Source organism: Nonomuraea sp. NPDC051941 (assembly GCF_044593615.1).
Genome location: NZ_JBIUCF010000062.1, coordinates 57711 through 74368, shown reverse-complemented (window position 1 = coordinate 74368; position 16658 = coordinate 57711). Strand labels below are relative to the sequence as shown.

General features: G+C 70.6%; 11 protein-coding genes. 6 read left to right on the top strand and 5 right to left on the bottom strand.

Annotated features, from left to right (window positions below; genetic code table 11):
* Nucleotides 1–276: 276 nt before the first annotated feature.
* Nucleotides 277–1323, bottom strand: a complete 1047-nt coding sequence (locus ACIHFD_RS58815; RefSeq protein ID WP_397374367.1) for a hypothetical protein — start codon at nucleotides 1321–1323, stop codon at nucleotides 277–279.
* Between the two features lie 140 nt (nucleotides 1324–1463).
* Between ACIHFD_RS58815 and ACIHFD_RS58810 the strand changes: the two genes are divergently transcribed.
* The 4 genes from ACIHFD_RS58810 (at nucleotide 1464) to ACIHFD_RS58795 (ending at nucleotide 7919) form a co-directional block, all read left to right on the top strand.
* The gene (locus ACIHFD_RS58810) at nucleotides 1464–1760 is read left to right on the top strand and encodes a hypothetical protein (RefSeq protein WP_397374366.1); all 297 of its coding nucleotides are present in this window, start codon (nucleotides 1464–1466) and stop codon (nucleotides 1758–1760) included.
* A gap of 298 nt (nucleotides 1761–2058) precedes the next feature.
* Nucleotides 2059–4734 (top strand): AAA family ATPase, encoded by a 2676-nt coding sequence (locus tag ACIHFD_RS58805; RefSeq protein WP_397374365.1) that lies wholly within the window; start codon nucleotides 2059–2061, stop codon nucleotides 4732–4734.
* Nucleotides 4735–4806: 72 nt separating this feature from the next.
* Nucleotides 4807–5619: an alpha/beta hydrolase gene (locus tag ACIHFD_RS58800; protein WP_397374364.1), complete on the top strand. Its 813-nt coding sequence runs from the start codon at nucleotides 4807–4809 to the stop codon at nucleotides 5617–5619.
* A 131-nt stretch (nucleotides 5620–5750) separates the two neighbouring features.
* Nucleotides 5751–7919 carry an AAA family ATPase gene (locus ACIHFD_RS58795; protein WP_397374363.1) on the top strand — a complete coding sequence of 723 codons (2169 nt, stop codon included), beginning with the start codon at nucleotides 5751–5753 and terminating at the stop codon, nucleotides 7917–7919.
* Here ACIHFD_RS58795 and ACIHFD_RS58790 read toward each other — a convergent pair.
* Nucleotides 7877–8470, bottom strand: a complete 594-nt coding sequence (locus ACIHFD_RS58790; RefSeq protein ID WP_397374362.1) for a class I SAM-dependent methyltransferase — start codon at nucleotides 8468–8470, stop codon at nucleotides 7877–7879. The two genes, ACIHFD_RS58795 and ACIHFD_RS58790, sit on opposite strands and share 43 nt — an antisense overlap.
* Nucleotides 8471–8474: 4 nt before the next feature.
* On the bottom strand, nucleotides 8475–8678 hold the full coding sequence (locus ACIHFD_RS58785) for a 2TM domain-containing protein (protein ID WP_397374361.1): 204 nt from the start codon (nucleotides 8676–8678) through the stop codon (nucleotides 8475–8477).
* Between the two features lie 320 nt (nucleotides 8679–8998).
* On the opposite strand from ACIHFD_RS58785, the gene ACIHFD_RS58780 reads away from it, so the two are divergent.
* Both ACIHFD_RS58780 and ACIHFD_RS58775 read left to right on the top strand, forming a co-directional pair.
* Nucleotides 8999–10621, top strand: coding sequence for an FAD-dependent oxidoreductase (locus ACIHFD_RS58780; protein ID WP_397374360.1), 1623 nt, complete (start codon nucleotides 8999–9001; stop codon nucleotides 10619–10621).
* Between the two features lie 88 nt (nucleotides 10622–10709).
* The gene (locus tag ACIHFD_RS58775; RefSeq protein ID WP_397374359.1) at nucleotides 10710–11717 is read left to right on the top strand and encodes an NAD-dependent epimerase/dehydratase family protein; all 1008 of its coding nucleotides are present in this window, start codon (nucleotides 10710–10712) and stop codon (nucleotides 11715–11717) included.
* A 6-nt stretch (nucleotides 11718–11723) separates the two neighbouring features.
* Here the strand turns inward: ACIHFD_RS58775 and ACIHFD_RS58770 are convergent, their stop codons facing one another.
* Nucleotides 11724–12932, bottom strand: coding sequence for a cytochrome P450 (locus tag ACIHFD_RS58770; protein WP_397374358.1), 1209 nt, complete (start codon nucleotides 12930–12932; stop codon nucleotides 11724–11726).
* Between the two features lie 305 nt (nucleotides 12933–13237).
* Nucleotides 13238–16609: an AfsR/SARP family transcriptional regulator gene (locus ACIHFD_RS58765; RefSeq protein WP_397374357.1), complete on the bottom strand. Its 3372-nt coding sequence runs from the start codon at nucleotides 16607–16609 to the stop codon at nucleotides 13238–13240.
* Nucleotides 16610–16658: the final 49 nt, after the last annotated feature.

The window sequence follows — 16658 nt, the reverse complement described above, 5'->3', positions numbered from 1 at the left end:
TGAGTTTGTACTGGATGTTGTGGTATTTGTCGGCGTGGGCCTGCGGGGGGGCTTAATTGTCCTGGGTCTTTACTATTTTTTGCCCCCCCGCTTCTGTGACTTCCGTCAGCCTTCGCCGTCCATATGCTTGAATCCTTCCATCACATCGTGCATCACGACGCTCTGCGTGCGTGATGCGCTGGAACATGCTTGGCGACGTACCCTACACAACCAGCCCTGCCGGTCGTTGGATGTCCGGCCGGCCGCGGCTGTGCTAACCCGCCATCGCGCGACCTGTCACCCGGCCCAGGTCCATGCGATCCCGTAATAATGATTTGGCACCAACGGCGGCTCATCGAAAACCTTGTAGAGGTAGCAGCCATCCTGTAGAAGATCGAGGTGCCGGCGCTGGCTCAACGCTGGCTCGATCTGGCCTTCGATGTCCAAAGTCGGACCGAACCACCATGCCCGCGAGGGAGTCATTTCTGGTTTGAAAAGGAGCTGGAACTCTATGCGCTTCGCGTGATGGTGGGGAGGGCGCCAGCGCACGACGGGTTGGCAACGAATCTCGCTGTCCACGAGCAGCCGGCAAGTAAAGGGATATATCCCATCTTCCGGCCTGAGTATTTTTGATATCTCGACGGTTGCGAGTATGCTACCGCCGGTGTCCTCCTTTTGGTCGATCACTTGGCACCCGTAAAGGCTCTCCATCCTGAGCACGCCCGGTCGACTCTCGCTGAGATACCTGTTCGCGATGATGACCCTGGGGTCGCTGATCGGGACCACCGCTCTTACCCACCTGGTCACCTCTTGCTCCATCATGGCGCCGGTCTCGGAGAAGCGGCATGCGTGGGAGATGGCCTCTATCGCCAGATCTTTGGAAAAGGAAAGAACGCCGGAACTGCTCGCTTCGGCCGGTTTCTCGCCGGTCGAATCGTGCGCGCTCTCCTCGAGCAGCAGTCGCACCGCCATCCTGATGGCCTTGTTCTCCCGCCGTTCGAGGGTGCGCACGTCTGCTGCCAACGGGCTTCTGGACGACCGAAGCGCCGCACCATAGCTGCCGCGCCTGCCGGCCAGGGTATCGGCACCATGGCGCGGATCGAGGTGAAGGGCGACGAGGAGGGGATCTCGATACTTTGTGTAGCTGATGCTTCCAACAAGCTCTTTGAGCGCGTTCACGCATGCCTGGATTGTTCTCGATCGGTCCAGCCCAGCAGGATGCTGTAACGCGGCCAGGAGTTTGGGACACTCCATAAGTCGCTCGGGGGTGCAGCCTATGGCCTTGCGCAGTTCTTTGAGCTCTCGCTCGCATGCTTCCTGCGCATTTTCCGTGATTTCGTCCACTGGGCGTACCTTCCGCGTCCAGTTTACGTCCTGTGTCTCCAGGCTGTGCAGAAATTGATCGTTTACGCCACCGCACAGACAAGCTTAGCGTCTGAGTTGGAAATCGGCATAGCTATCCGGGCACTGGGGAGGGCCTCACGATGATCTTTCGGATCGTTCACCTCTTGAGGATTATTTTCGGCGAGTCCGCCACGGATGTGGCCTCTGATCTGCCGTTGGTCGTCGCCACTGTAGTCGTTGCTTTCGTCGGAGGCGTATGGCTGACCGCGGTGGTGGCCACGGCGACCCTATCCCGTCTTCAGCGGCACATGCTGGAACAAGTCCGCCACTGGCAGAAGCGGGCCATTCGCGCCGAGAGCGAGAAAAGAAGCGCGAGCAGTGAAACGGGTAAACGCTCCAGCCGGGGTAAGTCCGCCAGGCGGCGTTCCCCATCGTAAGCCCGACTAGTCTGTCTCGCCTGTTCCGCGTCAAAACCCATCGCATAGGGGTTGAGCTGTGCGTTCTTCGATGTAGCTACGCTGCTCGGCGATACTCGTTGATCAGCCCGCTCAGCACCTTCCGGCTTCGGCCCAGCGACACCAGCCGACCGAACACCCGGACTGTGAGCAGATGGAGCCGAGAAGAGACACAAGACGTGATCTTGCCAGCTGTATGGACCCGCAGGGTCGTTGACGCGGTACAGGCACCTCGAAGATCTCGACGACCCGGTCGCCGACGTCCGGATAGGGTTCGTGCATGCGCCACGGTGAGCTCGTCGGACGGGACGAGGAACGATCGCGGCTCGTGGCGCTGCTGGGCGACGAGGCCGGCTCGGTCCTGGTGCTCTGGGGTGAGGCCGGCCTCGGCAAGACGGCGTTGCTGGACGGGTTGGCAGCGGCGGCTGCCGGGTTCCGAGTGGTGCGCGGCGCCGGGGCGGAGGCGGAGCGGGACCTGGCGTACGCCGGGCTGCATCAGCTGATCTCCCCGCTGCTGCCGGACTCGGCCGGCTTGGATCCCGGGCACCGGGCGGCGATCGACGCGGCCTTCACCGGGACCACCGGTGCCGCGCCGCAGGTGATGGCGCTCGGCATCGCCGTACTGGACCTGCTCACGCTCGTGTCGGCGGCCACGCCGCTGCTGCTGGTCGTCGATGACGGGCAATGGCTGGACGCGCCGAGCGCGCAGGTGCTCGCGTTCACCGCGCGGCGCCTCGCGGGTACCGCGGTGCGCGTGGCGATCGCGGTGCGCGCGGAGGTGCCGTCACCGTTCGACGGGGCCGGGCTGCCGGAGCTGGTCCTGGAGCCGCTGACCGAGCAGGCCGCCGCCGAGTTGCTCGACCTGCGGCAAGCCGGGCTCGACCCGTACCGCCGGAATCTGATCTTGCGGACCGCGGCCGGGAATCCGCTGGCGCTGCTCGAATTGCCCCGATCCACGTTGCTGGACTCCGGCACGATGACGCTGTCGCGGCGGCTGGAGCAGGTCTACGGCGGGCGGCTGCGTGAGCTGCCCAAGCAGGAGCGCGGCGAGCTGCTGCGGGCGGCGCTGGACGGCGCGGGTGCCGGATCGGCCCGCAGAGTCGGTGCGGTCCGGTACCGGATGCGCGGCGTCGGCCGGGCGGTCGAGGCGGGCCTGCTGGCCCCGGACCCGGCCGGCGGGGAGCCGGTGTTCCGGCATCCTCTCGTGCGGTCGGCCGTCGTCCAGGCCGCGACGCCGAACGAGCGCCGCGCCGCCCACGCCGACCTTGCCCGGCTGCACCGCGACAGCCCGGAACGGCGGGCCGTGCACCTGGCCGCCGCCACCGTCGACCCGGACGACGACGTCGCGGCAGCCCTCGAAGTGGCGGCTGTCTCGGCGACCAGGCGCGGCGGCGCCGCGATCGCGATCACCTGGCTGACCCGTGCCGCGGAACTGAGCCGCCGCTCCGCCGACCGGTCCCGGCTGCGGGCCGACGCGGCCTTCGTCGCCGGGCAGGCCGGCTTGCTCGACACGGCGCAGGGCCTCGCCGAGGACGCCGCGGTGGACGGCCCGGCGGCGGTGATCACCGCCGGATTCGTGGCGCTGTACCGCGACGGCGATGTCGCCGCGAATCACCGGCGGATCTCGGCACTGCTCGAGTCCGGGATCGACGACGCCCGGCTGACCGAACGTGCGCTGAGCCTGCTGCTGGCGATCAGCCAGTTCGCCGTCGACCCGGTCCGCTGGGCGCGCACCGACGCGCTTTTCGACCGGTTCGGTGACGGGGTCAGCCCGTCGACGGCGATCGTGCGGGACGCGTGGGGTGACGTGGTGAACCGCGGCCACGGTGTGCCGGAGCGGATCGCCGAGGTGCTCGCCGGGCCGGCCGCCGTCGCGCCGTGGCATGCGATGCGGCTGATGGTCTCCGCGTTCTACCTGGGAGTACTGGGCGAACATCGGGCGTTGCTGCGGCGCATGGTCGACCGGGAGGCGGAGTCCGGCGCGGTCACCAGCGTGATGACCCTGCTCCAGGTGGTGATGCTCGATCAGATCGCCACCGGTGCGTGGGCGGAGGCCGAGCAGACCGGCCGCCGCGGCCTGGACCTCACCACCGAGCACGGGTACGGGCTGTTCGCCCACGCGTTCCGGGCATTCCTCGGGCTGCTGGCGGCGTACCGTGGCGACCTGGCCCGGGCCCGCGAGCTGCAGGCGGCCGTGGACGCCTGGGGGCGGCCGCGCGGGGTGGGGTTCCTGACCGAGTACGCGGAGGCGATCGGCGCCGCCGCCGCGCTCAGCGAGGGTGAGTACGAGACCGCGTACGCCTACGCTGCCGGGATTACCACCCCTGGCGGGTTCACCCGGTACTCGCAGCAGGCCACCCGTACCCTGCTCGACCTGGTCGAGGCCGCCACGCACACGGGCCGGCACGTCGCCGCCCGCGCGCACGCCGAAGCCGCCCGGGACGCGGGCCTGCCGGCACTCTCCCCACGTCTGGCGCTGCTCACCGCAGGGGCGCTGGCGATCACCGCGCCGCAGGAGGAGGCCGGTGCGCTGTTCGCCGCCGCGGTCGCACACCCCGCGGGCGCGGCGTTCCCGTTCGAGCTGGCCCGCATCCGGCTGGCGTACGGCGTGTGGCTGCGGCGCGCCCGCGAGCTGGTTCTGGCCCGCCAGGCGCTGACCGAGGCGCTCGGCGCGTTCGACCGGCTCGGCGCCGTGGCCTGGGCCGAGCGGGCCCGCACCGAACTGCGCGCGGCCGGCAAACCGACCCGCGCCCACCGCGACGCGGTGGCCACGCTGACCCCGCACGAACGGCAGATCGCCGAGCTGGCCGCCACCGGGCTGAGCAACCGGGAGATCGGGGCGCGGCTGTTCCTGTCTCCGCGTACGGTCGGCGCGCACCTGTACAAGATCTTCCCGAAGCTCGGCATCACCTCCCGCGCCTCTCTGCGCGACGCGCTGCGGATGGACACGACTTAGGTCATCTGACAGATCAGCGGGCACCGGCTGTCCGGCGATATTTGCCGTATCGCCCCCATGAAGGAGCCCGCGATGACCATCACCGCAATTCCTGTCGTCTTCATCCACGGCCTCTGGTTGCACGCCGGCTCGTGGCAGCCATGGGCCGACCGGTTCGCCGCCCGCGGCTATACGCCGCTCATGCCCGGCTGGCCCGGCGAACCCGGCACCGTCGAGGCGGCCCGCCGCGACCCGCTCGCCGTGGCCGGGCTCGGCATCGACGACGTCACCGGCCACTACGCGGCCATCATCCGTGACCTGCCGGAGGCGCCGGTGCTCGTCGGCCACTCGTTCGGCGGGCTGTTCGCGCAGAAGCTGCTCGGTCTCGGCCTCGGGCGCGCCGCCGTGGCCATCGACCCGGCGCCGGTCAAGGGGGTCAAGCCACTGCCGTTCGCCCAGCTACGCTCTGCCTTCCCGGTGCTCTGCAACCCGGCCAACCGGCGCCGCTCGGTGTCGCTGACCGCGGCCCAGTTCCGCTACGGCTTCGGGAACGCGATCAGCCGGAACGAGTCCGACGAACTGTTCGGCAGGTGGACCATCCCGTCACCGGGCCGCCCGCTCTTCGAGGCCGCGCTGGCGAACTTCACCCGCACGTCGCCGGCCGCGGTCGAGATCGGCAACGCCGCCCGAGGGCCGTTGCTGTTCATCTCCGGTCAGGAGGATCACACGGTGCCGGACGTGGTCACGCGTGCGGCGTACAAACTGTATGGCGACTCACCCGCGATCACCGACCTCAAGCAGTTCCCCGGGCGCGGGCACTCGCTCGTCGTGGACAGCGGGTGGCGGCAGGTCGCGGACTATGCCCTGGAATGGCTGGCCCGCCACCCGATGGAGGTCGGCCGTTGATCGCGGTCGGCAATCTGATCGACAGTTCGGGGGTGGGAACAGGCATGGCCACGTCGTCGCCTCCTGACGCCGATGGCGAAGGACGGTCGTCCGCCTCCGGCGGAAACCTGCGGTTACAGATTCTCGGTCCGTTGCGGCTGTGGCGGGACGGCGTCGAGCTGGCCACCGGGCCTCGGCAACAGGCCTACCTGCTCGCGCTGCTCCTCGCACGCGCGGGCAAGCCGATCAGCACGAGCGAGTTGATCGATCTGATCTGGGGTGATGACGTCCCGGCCTCGGCCGTCAACATTCTCCAGAAGTACGTGGGCTCGCTCCGGCGGTTACTCGAACCGGCGTTGCCGGCTCGCACGAACGGCACGTACCTGGAGCGCCGCGCCAACGGTTACCTGTTCGCGGGTGGCGCCGACATGCTGGACCTCCTCGCCTTCCGGGAGTTCGTCGAGGCGGCCGGAGTCAGCGTCGCGGAGCAGCGCCCCGACGTGGCGCTCGACTCGTACGTACGTGCGCTTGCGTGCTGGCAGGGGCCGGCGGGTGATGGGCTCTTCCACGGATCGACCGCGATGTCGATCTTCGCCGCGCTGGACGGTGAGTTCTTCGACGCGTGTGCGGCGGCGGCCGAGCTCGCGGTGTCGCGGGGCCGGCCCGCGCGTGTGCTCCAGCCCTTGTACCTGGCCGCCGGGATGGCTCCGCTGCACGAAACCGTGCAAGCCGGGCTCGTCGCCGTCCTGGGCGCCGCCGGTCACCAGTCAGAGGCGCTGAAGGTCTTCCGGACGGTTCGCGCCCGGCTCGCCGAAGAGCTCGGCATCGGTCCCGGCCCGGCACTGCTGGAGGCGTACCAGCGGGTACTGCGTCAGCCCCTGACCTCGGCCGGCGGGTACGACGCGCACGCGAGGACGGCGAGCATCACACTGCCGGCTACCGCGCCGAAGGATCAGCCCGTGCTCGTCGGCCGTGCCGAGGAGACGCGCACCGAGCAGCGGCCGGCCCCCACCCTCGGGGAGCCGCCCACCGGCGGTCTGGTCGGCCGGGTGGAGGAGCTCGCGGTGCTGCGGCAGGCGGTGGAATCGGCACGTGCCGGAGGCACGGCGCTCGTCCTCGTCGAGGGTGAACCGGGAGTGGGCAAGACCCGCCTGCTGGAGGAGATCAGCGCCGAGGCGGGCCGGCGCGGCGCGCTGGTCGTGTGGGGGCGCTGTCTCGAGGGAGACGGCGCGCCGTCGATGTGGCTGTGGGTGCAGGCCGTCGGCGCGGTCCTTGAGGAGTTGCCCGCCGCGGCGCGGGAGGAGTGGCGGTCAGGCGAGCTCGGCCGGCTCGTGGAGCCGCCGCCGGACAGCGGAGCCCGGTTCCGTCTGATCGAGCAGGCAATCGCCCTCGTCGGCCAGGTATCGGCGCTGCGGCCGGTGGTGCTTGTCGTCGATGACCTCCAGTGGGCCGACGTCGCCTCGCTGCAGCTGTTCGGGCATCTGGCGGCTCGGCTACCGAGCGGCACGGTGGTCATCGGCGCGCTCCGCGACCGCGCGCCGATGCCGGGCTCGGAGCTGGCGCGGATGCTCGCCGCGGCGAGCCGGCTGCCTCGTCATCGCCGGGTCCGGCTCGGCCCGCTCGGACCGGCCGAGGTGGCGGAGCTCGTCCGCCACGAGACCGGCCGGACGCCCGGGGCCGACGTCGCTCGCGGCATCCACGCCCGTACTGCCGGTAACCCGTTCTTCGTACGGGAGCTGTCCCGGTTCCTCGCCGACAGCGGTGAGCTCACCGAGGATGCCGCGGCGCGGGCCGGAATCCCGTTCACCGTGCGGGATGTCGTGAAGGGCCGGATGGCCGGCCTCGACGAGGCTGCCCGAGAGGTGTTGCGGATCGCCGCTCTCATCGGCCGGGACGTCGACCTCGCTCTGCTCGCGCGCGCCGCCGGCTTTGACGTGCAGACCTGTCTCGACCGTCTCGAGCCGTTGCAGGACCTCGGCCTGCTCGAGCCCTTTCCCGGCGACCCGTTCTCGTTCCGCTTCCCGCACGACCTGGTCCGGGAGTCGGTCGTCAGGACCATGCCACAGCGGCACGCGCCTCGGCTGCATCTGCGCGTCGCGGACGCGCTGGAGCCCGCCGCCCAGGACGACGAGCATGTCGCCGAGCGCCTCAGCCGTCACCTGTGGGCTGCCGGCCCCCTGGTGGAGTCGGGCCGGACCGCGGGTGCGCGAGGAGGAAATCTGGCCGGCAGAAGGGACGCCCGGCCGCTGATCGGGCTCAGCGGCGGGGTGATGTCAGGTCAACCTCGACCGCCGGCCTCGCGTAAAGGGCGACGGCAGTAGTAGACCAGAGCAGGCGGGAGATTGGCCCACACCGTCCGGCTGATGACCACCTCCTCGAACCGCGACTGCATGGAGCGCAGCAGGCGCCGGGCCGGTGGCGCCCATCGAGCATGTACATAGGCAAACGTGGTGAACGCGCCGTGCGGCGACAGGCTTTCCACCACCGCGGACAACACGTCGCGTTGATGGTCCTCGGTGAACGCCGCCCAAGGAAGGCCGCTGACCACGACATCGGCCTGGTGCAGCCCACGCTGCGCCAGCTCCGTGACGAGGTCGGTCGCGTCGGCGCGTACGACGTCGACCGCCGGATAGAGGGCGGCCAGCTGCTGCGCGAATCGTGGATTCACCTCGACGGCTATGTGCCGGCCGCGTCCGGCGAGGCGCCGCTGGATGGCCTCGGTGAACGAGCCGGTACCCGGGCCGAGCTCCACGACGACCGGGGAGCCGGTTCCGGGCACGGCCGCGGTGGCCACCCTGGCCAGTGCCGGGCTGCTCGGCGCGACCGCGCCGACCGTCAGAGGATCGCGTACGAACTCAAGGAAGAACGACATCGCGTCAATCCCTCTGGGACGGGCTGTGCCGGATCCGGCGGGACGGCGAGCAGACCGCCCAGATGTGCCACGCCAGTCCGACGCCCCAGACGCCCAGCGAGTACAAAGGCCAGAAGAAGTGTTTCGGGGTGAAGAGCCTCCACACCACGACCTGGGCCAGATTGACCACGACATAGGAAATGACGTGGGCCGCCAAACCCCGCTTCATTTGCTGTGGACTTCTTCTCGTACTCATTCCGACCAGCCGCCCCGTTTCCAATGCCGACCTTACGACGGTGCCAGGCTAGATCGGCCAACTTGACGACGACGGAACTGTCCGTGGATCTTTCATGCAGTACTCGTGAAGTGCCCGGCCCTACGCTGACCCGCGATCGAACCTGCCGGGAAAGGAGCCACGTACATGACGACCACCCGCCGAACACTGCCGGCCGGATCAGCCGCGGTCACCACCGGCGCCGGAATGAGATCCCTGTCCACAAGGGCCCATGCCGTCCCGGCGAGGGCAGCGCGACCACACGGAGGAACCACGTGAGCGACGGTGCGGCGCAGCGCGGGCCGGTCCTGGACGACGAGCAGTCCCGCCGGCTCGCCGAGTACGGCGAGGTGGAGCACGTCAAGGTCGGCCAGGTTCTGTACGCGTCCGGCGACGACTCCTACGACTTCTTCCTGCTCCTGACGGCGAGCGTGGACATCGTCCGGAACGCGACGGCGATCGAGCCGGAACGTCTGATCTACCACGGTGGCCCCGGCGACTACCTCGGCGAGCTCAATCTCCTGACCGGTCAGTACGTCTACCTGACCGCTCGAGTGGTGACCGCCGGGACACTCGTCCGGATCGGTGCGGCGATGTTGCGCCGGGTCCTCGCCGAACAGGTCGACATCGCCGACCTGTTGCTCGAGGCGTTCCGGGAACGGCGCGAGTTCATCCGCTCGGTGGCCGGCAACGCCCTGGAGATCGTCGGCCGGCCGGACGCCGCCGAGACACTTGCGCTGCGCACTTATGTGACGCAGTTGCTCCTGCCGCATTCCTGGCTCGATGCGACCTCGGACTCCGGGCGCTCGCTGATGACGTCGGCCGACCTCGCAGAGGACGAACTTCCGGCGGCGATCGCCGGCGGTTCCGTGCTGCGACGCGCGACGCCGGGAACGCTCGCGGAGGTGCTCGGCCTCACCTACCGGGCCGACGGACGTCCCGTTGATCTCGTCGTGGTGGGCGCCGGCCCGGCGGGGCTGGCCGCCGCCGTGTACGGGGCGTCCGAGGGCCTTGTCACCGTATTGCTGGATCGAAGCGGGCTCGGCGGCCAGGCCGCCAAGAGCGCCAGGATCGAGAACTACCTGGGCTTCCCGCACGGGGTCAGCGGCGCGGATCTCACCCGGCTGGCGATGGTCCAGGCGCTCAAGTTCGGCGTGCGGATCTACTCGCCCTGTGCGGCGGCGGGCCTCGATCTCTCCGATGATCGACGGCCGGCCGTCCTGCTGGAGGACGGCTCGCGCATCGAGTGCCGTGCGGTGATCGCCGCCACCGGGGCGCACTACCGGAGCATCGACATCCCGCAATGGGGGACGTTCGAGAAGTCGGGCTGCATCCGGTACGCGGCGACCGACCTGGACGTCCGAGAGTACGAGAATCAGCCGGTGACGGTCGTCGGGGGCGCCAACTCGGCCGGACAGGCAGCCCTGTCCCTTGCCGCCCGCGGCGCGACGGTGGATCTGATCATTCGCGGTGCCGATCTCGGGGCTCGGATGTCGTCCTACCTGGCCGACCGAATCCGGGCGCATTCCCGGATCAAGGTCCACGCCGGCAGCACGGTCCGCGAACTGGCGGGCGACGACACTCTCGCGTCGATCGCCGTCGAGAGGTCCGGCGGACGCCGGGAGCGGCTGGCTTGCCGCGGGCTGTTCTGCTTCATCGGCGCTGACCCGGTGTCGGGCTGGTTGACCGGCGTGGCCAAGGACGACGACGGCTTCATCCTCACGGACAGCCGGCTGCCTACCGGATCGTCCGGTACGCCCCTGCCGTTCCAGACGAGCGCATCCCGGGTCTTCGCGGTCGGCGACCTCCGCTCAGGCTCGACGAAACGAGTGGCCACCGCCGTGGGCGACGGTGCGAGCGCGGTCTCATCCGTCCACGCGGCGCTCGCGAGCGACTGACGGTCCAGCGCTGAGGTCCCGGCCGAGCGCGGTTGCGGCGGCCACCACTCGCCGGGCGGTTTCCTCTGTGGCGGGTTAATATCGGCTCGTGACGGTCCAAGATCGAAGCGCCTTCATCATCGGAGGCACGGGGCAGATCGGCCGGGCCACGGCCGCCCGGCTCGCCGCGGCCGGGTATGCGGTGACCCTTGGGCACCGCCGACTCCGTCCGGACGACGCGGAGCTGGACGGGGTGGTGTCGGTCCAGGTCGACCGCGCCGACACCGAGGCGCTGCTCAAAGCCCTCGACGGCCACGATCTGGTCCTGGACACGGTCGCGTTCACCCCACACCACGGTGCGCAGCTCGCCCAGTTGGCCGGCCGCGTCGGCTCGCTGGTGGTCATCTCGTCGGGAGCGGTCTACGAGGCTCCCGGCCTGCCGGTGCCGATCCCGGAGACGTGGCCGACGGTCGAGCGCGACACCCACGACTATCCGGCGGGGAAGGCGGCGCTGGAGCGCTGCCTGCTGGCGACGCCCGGCCTGCCGGTCAGCATTCTGCGGACGGGCGTGCTGCACGGCCCGTACGGCAAATCGCTGGATCACTGGTCGTTCATCAAGCGGGCGCTGGACAAGCGGCCGCACGTCGTACTCGCCCAGGACGGGCGGAGCCGGTTCCCCACCACGGCGGTCGCGAACGTCGCCGAGCTGATCTATCTGTGCGGGCAGCACCCGGCGGCCCGGGTCCTCAACATCGCCGATGACCCGCTGACCGTCGCCGAGATCGGCGCCAGGATCTTCGCTGTCATGGGCCACGAGGCGGAGATCGTCACCTTCGCGGGCCCGTCGCGTCCGGACGGCCTGGGTTTCCATCCGTGGAATGTGCCGGAGCCGATCGTGTTCAGTATGGACAGAGCCCGTGCCGAGCTCGGATACCGCCCTGCCGTCTCCTACGACGACGCGCTGCGCCAGGACATCGAATGGGCCGCCCTCGCCGTGTCCGAGGCCGAGGCGGTCGGTGGAGGCTGGCAGGACGTCTTCCCCGATCTCGTCGATCGCCACGGCCCCGACGTCTGGTTCCCCTATGCGGCCGAGGACGCGTACGTCGCCGGCGCATAGGCGGCACTACCAGGCGACAGGCATCGCGTGCAGCCCGAAGAACGGGGCATCGTCGGCGAAGGACAACTCCTCGAACCCGGTCGCCAGGTGCAGCGTCGGTATCCGGGTCAGCAGCGTGCCGAAGGCGATCTGCAGCTCGGCGCGGGCGAGGTTGCGGCCGATGCACTGGTGTACCCCGTAGCCGAAGGCAACGTGGTGGTGGGCGGACCGGCGGATGTCGAACTCGTCGGGGTCCTCGAACGCCCGCTCGTCACGATTGGCGGATGCGGCCAGCACCGTCAGGCGATCACCGGCGCGGATCCGCGCGGAGCCGATATCCATGTCGTCGGTCGCGATCCGGTCGAAGCTGACCCAGTCCTGCACCGAGTGGAAGCGCAGCAACTCCTCGATCGCACCCGGCAGCAGGCTCGGGTCGTCGCGCAACGCGGCAAGCTGCGCCGGGTGCCGCAGCAGCGTGAGTACGCCCAGCGAGATCGTGTTCGCAGGCGAGTCATAGCCCGCGAGCAGCAGGAGAAAACCGATGTTGATCAGCTCGTCCGTGGTCAGCTCACCGGTGGACAGGTGCCTGGCGGCCAGCCGCCGGATCATTCCGTTGTGCGGTTCACGCTCTGCGCTGCGGATGAGTTCTCGCAAATAACCGCGAACGTCCCTGGACGCCTGGGCCGCCACACTCGGATCCATACTCGTCACCGACAGCATCCGCAGCCGCGACTCGAAGAACTCGTGGTCGCCGGCCGGGATGCCGAACAACTCGCAGAGGACTCGCGACGGAACGCGGCGCGCGTACGAACCGACGAGGTCAGCGGGTGCCCCGGCCTCCAGCAACCCGTCGATCGCCGTATCGGCGATCCGCTGGAGGGCCGGGCGCATGGCGTCCATCGGACGGGCACCGAGCTCCGAGATCAGCAACCGCCGGAACCGGCTGTGTTCCGGTGGATCCATGTCGACGAAGAAGCCGTCGTCGGGGCGATCGTCGTCGGGTCCGCGAGGCCGTTCAGGGCGTCCGGTGTTCGAGCTGATCCTCGGGTCACTGAGGATCTGCCGCGCCTCGGCGTGGCGGGTGACCGCCCAGACCGGTGCGCCGTTGGGCAGGGCGGCTCGGACGACCGGCGCGGTGGCACGCATCCGCTGATACTCGTCCGGCGGTGCGAACGGGCAGGTCCGCTCCATGGGGAAGGTCGGCGTCGCGGTCATTTCCTGCTCGGATGTACTCATTGCGCTTCCCCGTTCGAGCCGGACGCCACCCTGGCGATGTGATCGGAAACGACGAGCCGACACCTTGTCCCGGCTCCGCGGTACCGACGCTCACCGAGCACCACCATCTCGCACGCGAGCATGAGCCCAACCGGTCCACCACCGACTACCGCGAACTGTGCCATACCTACCTTTGCTGGGAGAATCATCGGATTGCCGACCACAGTGGCCGGAGCGCGGTCCTGCTTCTCGTGTGTTGGCAGATGCGTCTGTTCGGGTAGTGCCGATGCTAAATCGGGCGGTTCAAAATTGCTAGACATGGGCGCTCATACTGGAAGGTCCCGAAGATTCCCATGCGCCGCCTCGCCGTCCGGGTCGGCCGCGGTCACGGCCGTCTTCGCGTCCAGCTCCCAGCCTTTCGCGTACGCCGCGGCGAACTCTTCCCCACCCAGCGCGGCCTGACCCCGGCGGGTGAGCTCGCGGACCTGCGGATCGGTGTGGTCGTGCGCGCCCCGCAGCCGGGCGGCGACCCCGAGCAGCACGGCCGACTCGTGCTGCCGCCCGCGCGTCTCGGCGAGCGCGGCCGTGTTCACCGTCACCTGCGACAGGATCGGCAGTTCCCGGGTTGCCAGCGCGGCCGCGTACGCCTCCCGCAGCGCCTTGTCCGCGCCGGGCAGGTCGCCCAGCGCCAGGCAGAGCGCGGCCCGTGCGCAGCCGACCAGCGTCCGGGCGTGGTCCGCGGGGAACGCGGTGTCGCCGAGCAGACCCCGTTCGGCGTCGTCGAGCAGGTCGCCCACCCTGTCCAGGTCGCCGCGCCGCACCCGCAAACCGGCCTCCCGCGCGTCGACCAGGACCAGCATCTCCGCCGAGGAGGCGTGCAGCGCACGCTCCCGGGCGGAGTGGATCATCGCCATCGCCCGGTCGGTGTCGCCGCGCCGCAGGTGCAGGTCGATCCAGCGCAGGTCGCTGTAGAGCTGGTCGCCGAGGCTGAGCGAGCCGAACTCGCCCGCCAGCGTCCGGGCCTCGCGCAGGTCGGCCAGCGCGCCGTCGAGGTCGTCGTACCGTCGCAGCTGGGCGCGCATCGCCAGCGTGGCGGCCTGGCCCCAGCGGTCGCCGGCCTGCCGGAAGCGGGCCAGGGCCGCCTTCACGTGGACACGCTTCCGGTCGAGCGCGCCCGCGTTCTCGGCGATCTCGGCCTGGAACATGTGGGCCAGCCCGGACAGCCACACGTCGTCGCCGTCGGCCAGGCGCTGGAAGATCGCGAGCGCGGCCTGCTCCTCCTGCAGGAAGAGCAGGATCGGGCCGAACACGCGGTAGTGGCTCGGCAGCTCCGGATGCGCGAGCAGCCGGTCGGCCAGCTCGCGCATCTCCGCACGGTCGTCCGCGGCTTCCCCGGCGGTGATCCCCGACAGGATGTCCGCCCGGTTGAGCAGGTAGACGGCTCGCGCGCAGTCGCGCTCGGGCGTCGGCCCGCCGCCGGGCACCGCCAGGGCCTCGCCCAGCCAGTAGGCGGCGTCGAGGTGGCGGCCGAACATCTGCCAGTACCAGGTCAAGGCCAGGGCGAGGGCGGTCGCGCCGGGGGAGTCGCGGGTGGCGCACAGGTGACGCAGGGCGGCGAGCGTGTTGTCGTACTCGGCGCTGATGACCTTCATGGCTGTCAGCTGGCCGGCCCCGCGCAGCTGAGGGTCATGGCGGGCCATCAGCTCGGTGAAGTGTGCGCCGGCCAGGTCACGGGCCGTGCCGAGGTCGCCGGTGTCGGTCAGGCGGTCGGCGCCGTACTCGCGGATGGTTTCGAGCATCCGGTAGCGGCCGGTGCCGGGCGCGAGCTGCAGCAGTGACCGGTCGACGAGGGTGGCGAGCAGTTCGGGGATTTCGGCGGTGGGTACGGCGGTGCCGGCGCAGACGGCGGTGGCCGAGGCGGGTGTGACGCCGCCGGCCAGGATGGAGATCCGTTCCGCGACGGTGCGTTCGTGCTCGTGGAGCAGCTCCCAGCTCCAGGCGATCACCGCGCGCAGGGTGCGATGCCGGGGTGGCGCGGTGCGGCTGCCGGTGGTGAGCAGCCGGAACCGGTCGGAGAGCCCGTCGGCCAGGTCGGGCAGGGACAGCGTCCGCAACCGGGCGGCGGCCAGCTCGAGGGGCAGCGGCATGCCGTCCAGGCCGTGCACCACGCGCATGATGTCCGGCAGCGTGATCTCGTCGACGTCGAAACCGGGTCGCACCGCGGCGGCCCGCTCGGTGAACAGGCGCACCGAGGCCGCCCTCCGGGCCTGTTCGACGCTGTCGTCCGGGCCGGGGAGCGCGAGCGGGGCCAGCGGCACGAGCGCCTCGCCGTCGACCGCGAGGGGTTCGCGGCTGGTGGCGAGCACGCGCAGCCCGGGGCAGCGGGGGAGTAGCGCCGCGACCAGGTGGGCCACGGCGTCGATCAGGTGCTCACAGTTGTCGACCAGCAGCAGGCTCTCCCGGCCGCCGAGCTCGCCGACGAGGACGTCCAGCTCGTCACCCTCGACCCGCTTGCGGGCGTCGAGCATCGCGCCGCCCCGCAGCCCGGTCCCGGCGAGCACGGCCGTGGCGATCTTCGCCGGCTCGGTGACGGACGCGAGGTCGATGAGCCAGGCACCGTCGCGGTATTCGTGGCGGTGGCGGCGGGCGGCCTCCAGCGCGAGCCGGGTCTTCCCGGCGCCGCCGGGGCCGAGGACGGTGACCAGGCGTCCGGTGGTGAACAGGGCGCCGATGCGGGTGAGATCGTCGTCGCGGCCGATGAAGCTGGTCAGCGGCGCGGGCAGGTTGGTCGGCCGGATCGGGCCGGGTTCGGTGGCCGCCTGAGACCCGGCGTGCCGCCCGGGTACAGCCGCGGGGCTCCCGCCTTCGGCGTTCGCGCCCGCAGGGCTCCTGGCCGGAGCGCCGCCGGCCGAGGCGTCTGGCGCCTGGATGAGCCGGTCGGGGCGCAGCAGGCGCAGATGGCGTTCCCGCAAGGCGGTGCCCGGGTCGGCGCCGAGGACGTCGGCCAGGGTCTGGCGGATCCGCTCGTAGACGGCCAGCGCCTCGGCCTGACGCCCCTGAGCGGCGAGCGCGTCCATCAGCAGCGCGGCCGCCCGCTCATGGACGGTGTGCTCGGCCAGCAACCCGGTCAGCCGGGCAGCGGCCACCTCGGCCCGCCCCAGCGACAACTCGGCGTCGGCGAGGTCGGCGACCGCCTCGATCGACACATGTGCCAGCCGTGTCGCGACCGTGGGCGCGACCGCGGCGATGACCGCGGGTTCGGCGCCAGGATGGTCGCCCCACAACGCCACAGCCTCGGCGAGCACGGCGCCCGCGGCCTCAGGGTCACCTGCCCGCAGCCTCTCCCGGCCGGCAGCGGTGAGCTGCTCGAAGCGCAGCGCGTCCACGTCGGCCGCGTCCACCGCCAGCCGGTAGCCGCCCGCGACCTGCACGACCACGCCACGGGCCGCGTCGGCAGGGGTGAGGGCGCGGCGCAGCCGGGAGACGAGGGTCTGCAGGGCGGGGGCGGGGCCGGACGGCGGCTCCTCGGCCCAGATCGCGTCGACCAGCACGCCCGGCTCGACCCTCCGGCCGCCGGCGAGCGCCAGCCGTACGAGCAGGCCCTGCAACCGCGCGCCCGGAACGGGCAGGACGGTGTCACCGCGAGACACCTGAAACGCGCCGAGCAGCGTGACGCGAAGCCGTGCAACCCCGTCCATTCCCCAATCTTCGCGTGCTCCCCCGCAAGACCCCAAAGCAGGGCCGCCG

Excerpts from the sequence above, each read along its gene's own strand:
- ACIHFD_RS58810 (WP_397374366.1), top strand. The coding sequence starts at position 1,464 with ATGATCTTTCGGATCGTTCACCTCTTGAGGATTATTTTCGGCGAGTCC.
- ACIHFD_RS58765 (WP_397374357.1), bottom strand. The coding sequence starts at position 16,609 with ATGGACGGGGTTGCACGGCTTCGCGTCACGCTGCTCGGCGCGTTTCAG.
- ACIHFD_RS58805 (WP_397374365.1), top strand. The coding sequence starts at position 2,059 with ATGCGCCACGGTGAGCTCGTCGGACGGGACGAGGAACGATCGCGGCTC.
- ACIHFD_RS58800 (WP_397374364.1), top strand. The coding sequence starts at position 4,807 with ATGACCATCACCGCAATTCCTGTCGTCTTCATCCACGGCCTCTGGTTG.
- ACIHFD_RS58770 (WP_397374358.1), bottom strand. The coding sequence starts at position 12,932 with ATGAGTACATCCGAGCAGGAAATGACCGCGACGCCGACCTTCCCCATG.
- ACIHFD_RS58790 (WP_397374362.1), bottom strand. The coding sequence starts at position 8,470 with ATGTCGTTCTTCCTTGAGTTCGTACGCGATCCTCTGACGGTCGGCGCG.
- ACIHFD_RS58785 (WP_397374361.1), bottom strand. The coding sequence starts at position 8,678 with ATGAAGCGGGGTTTGGCGGCCCACGTCATTTCCTATGTCGTGGTCAAT.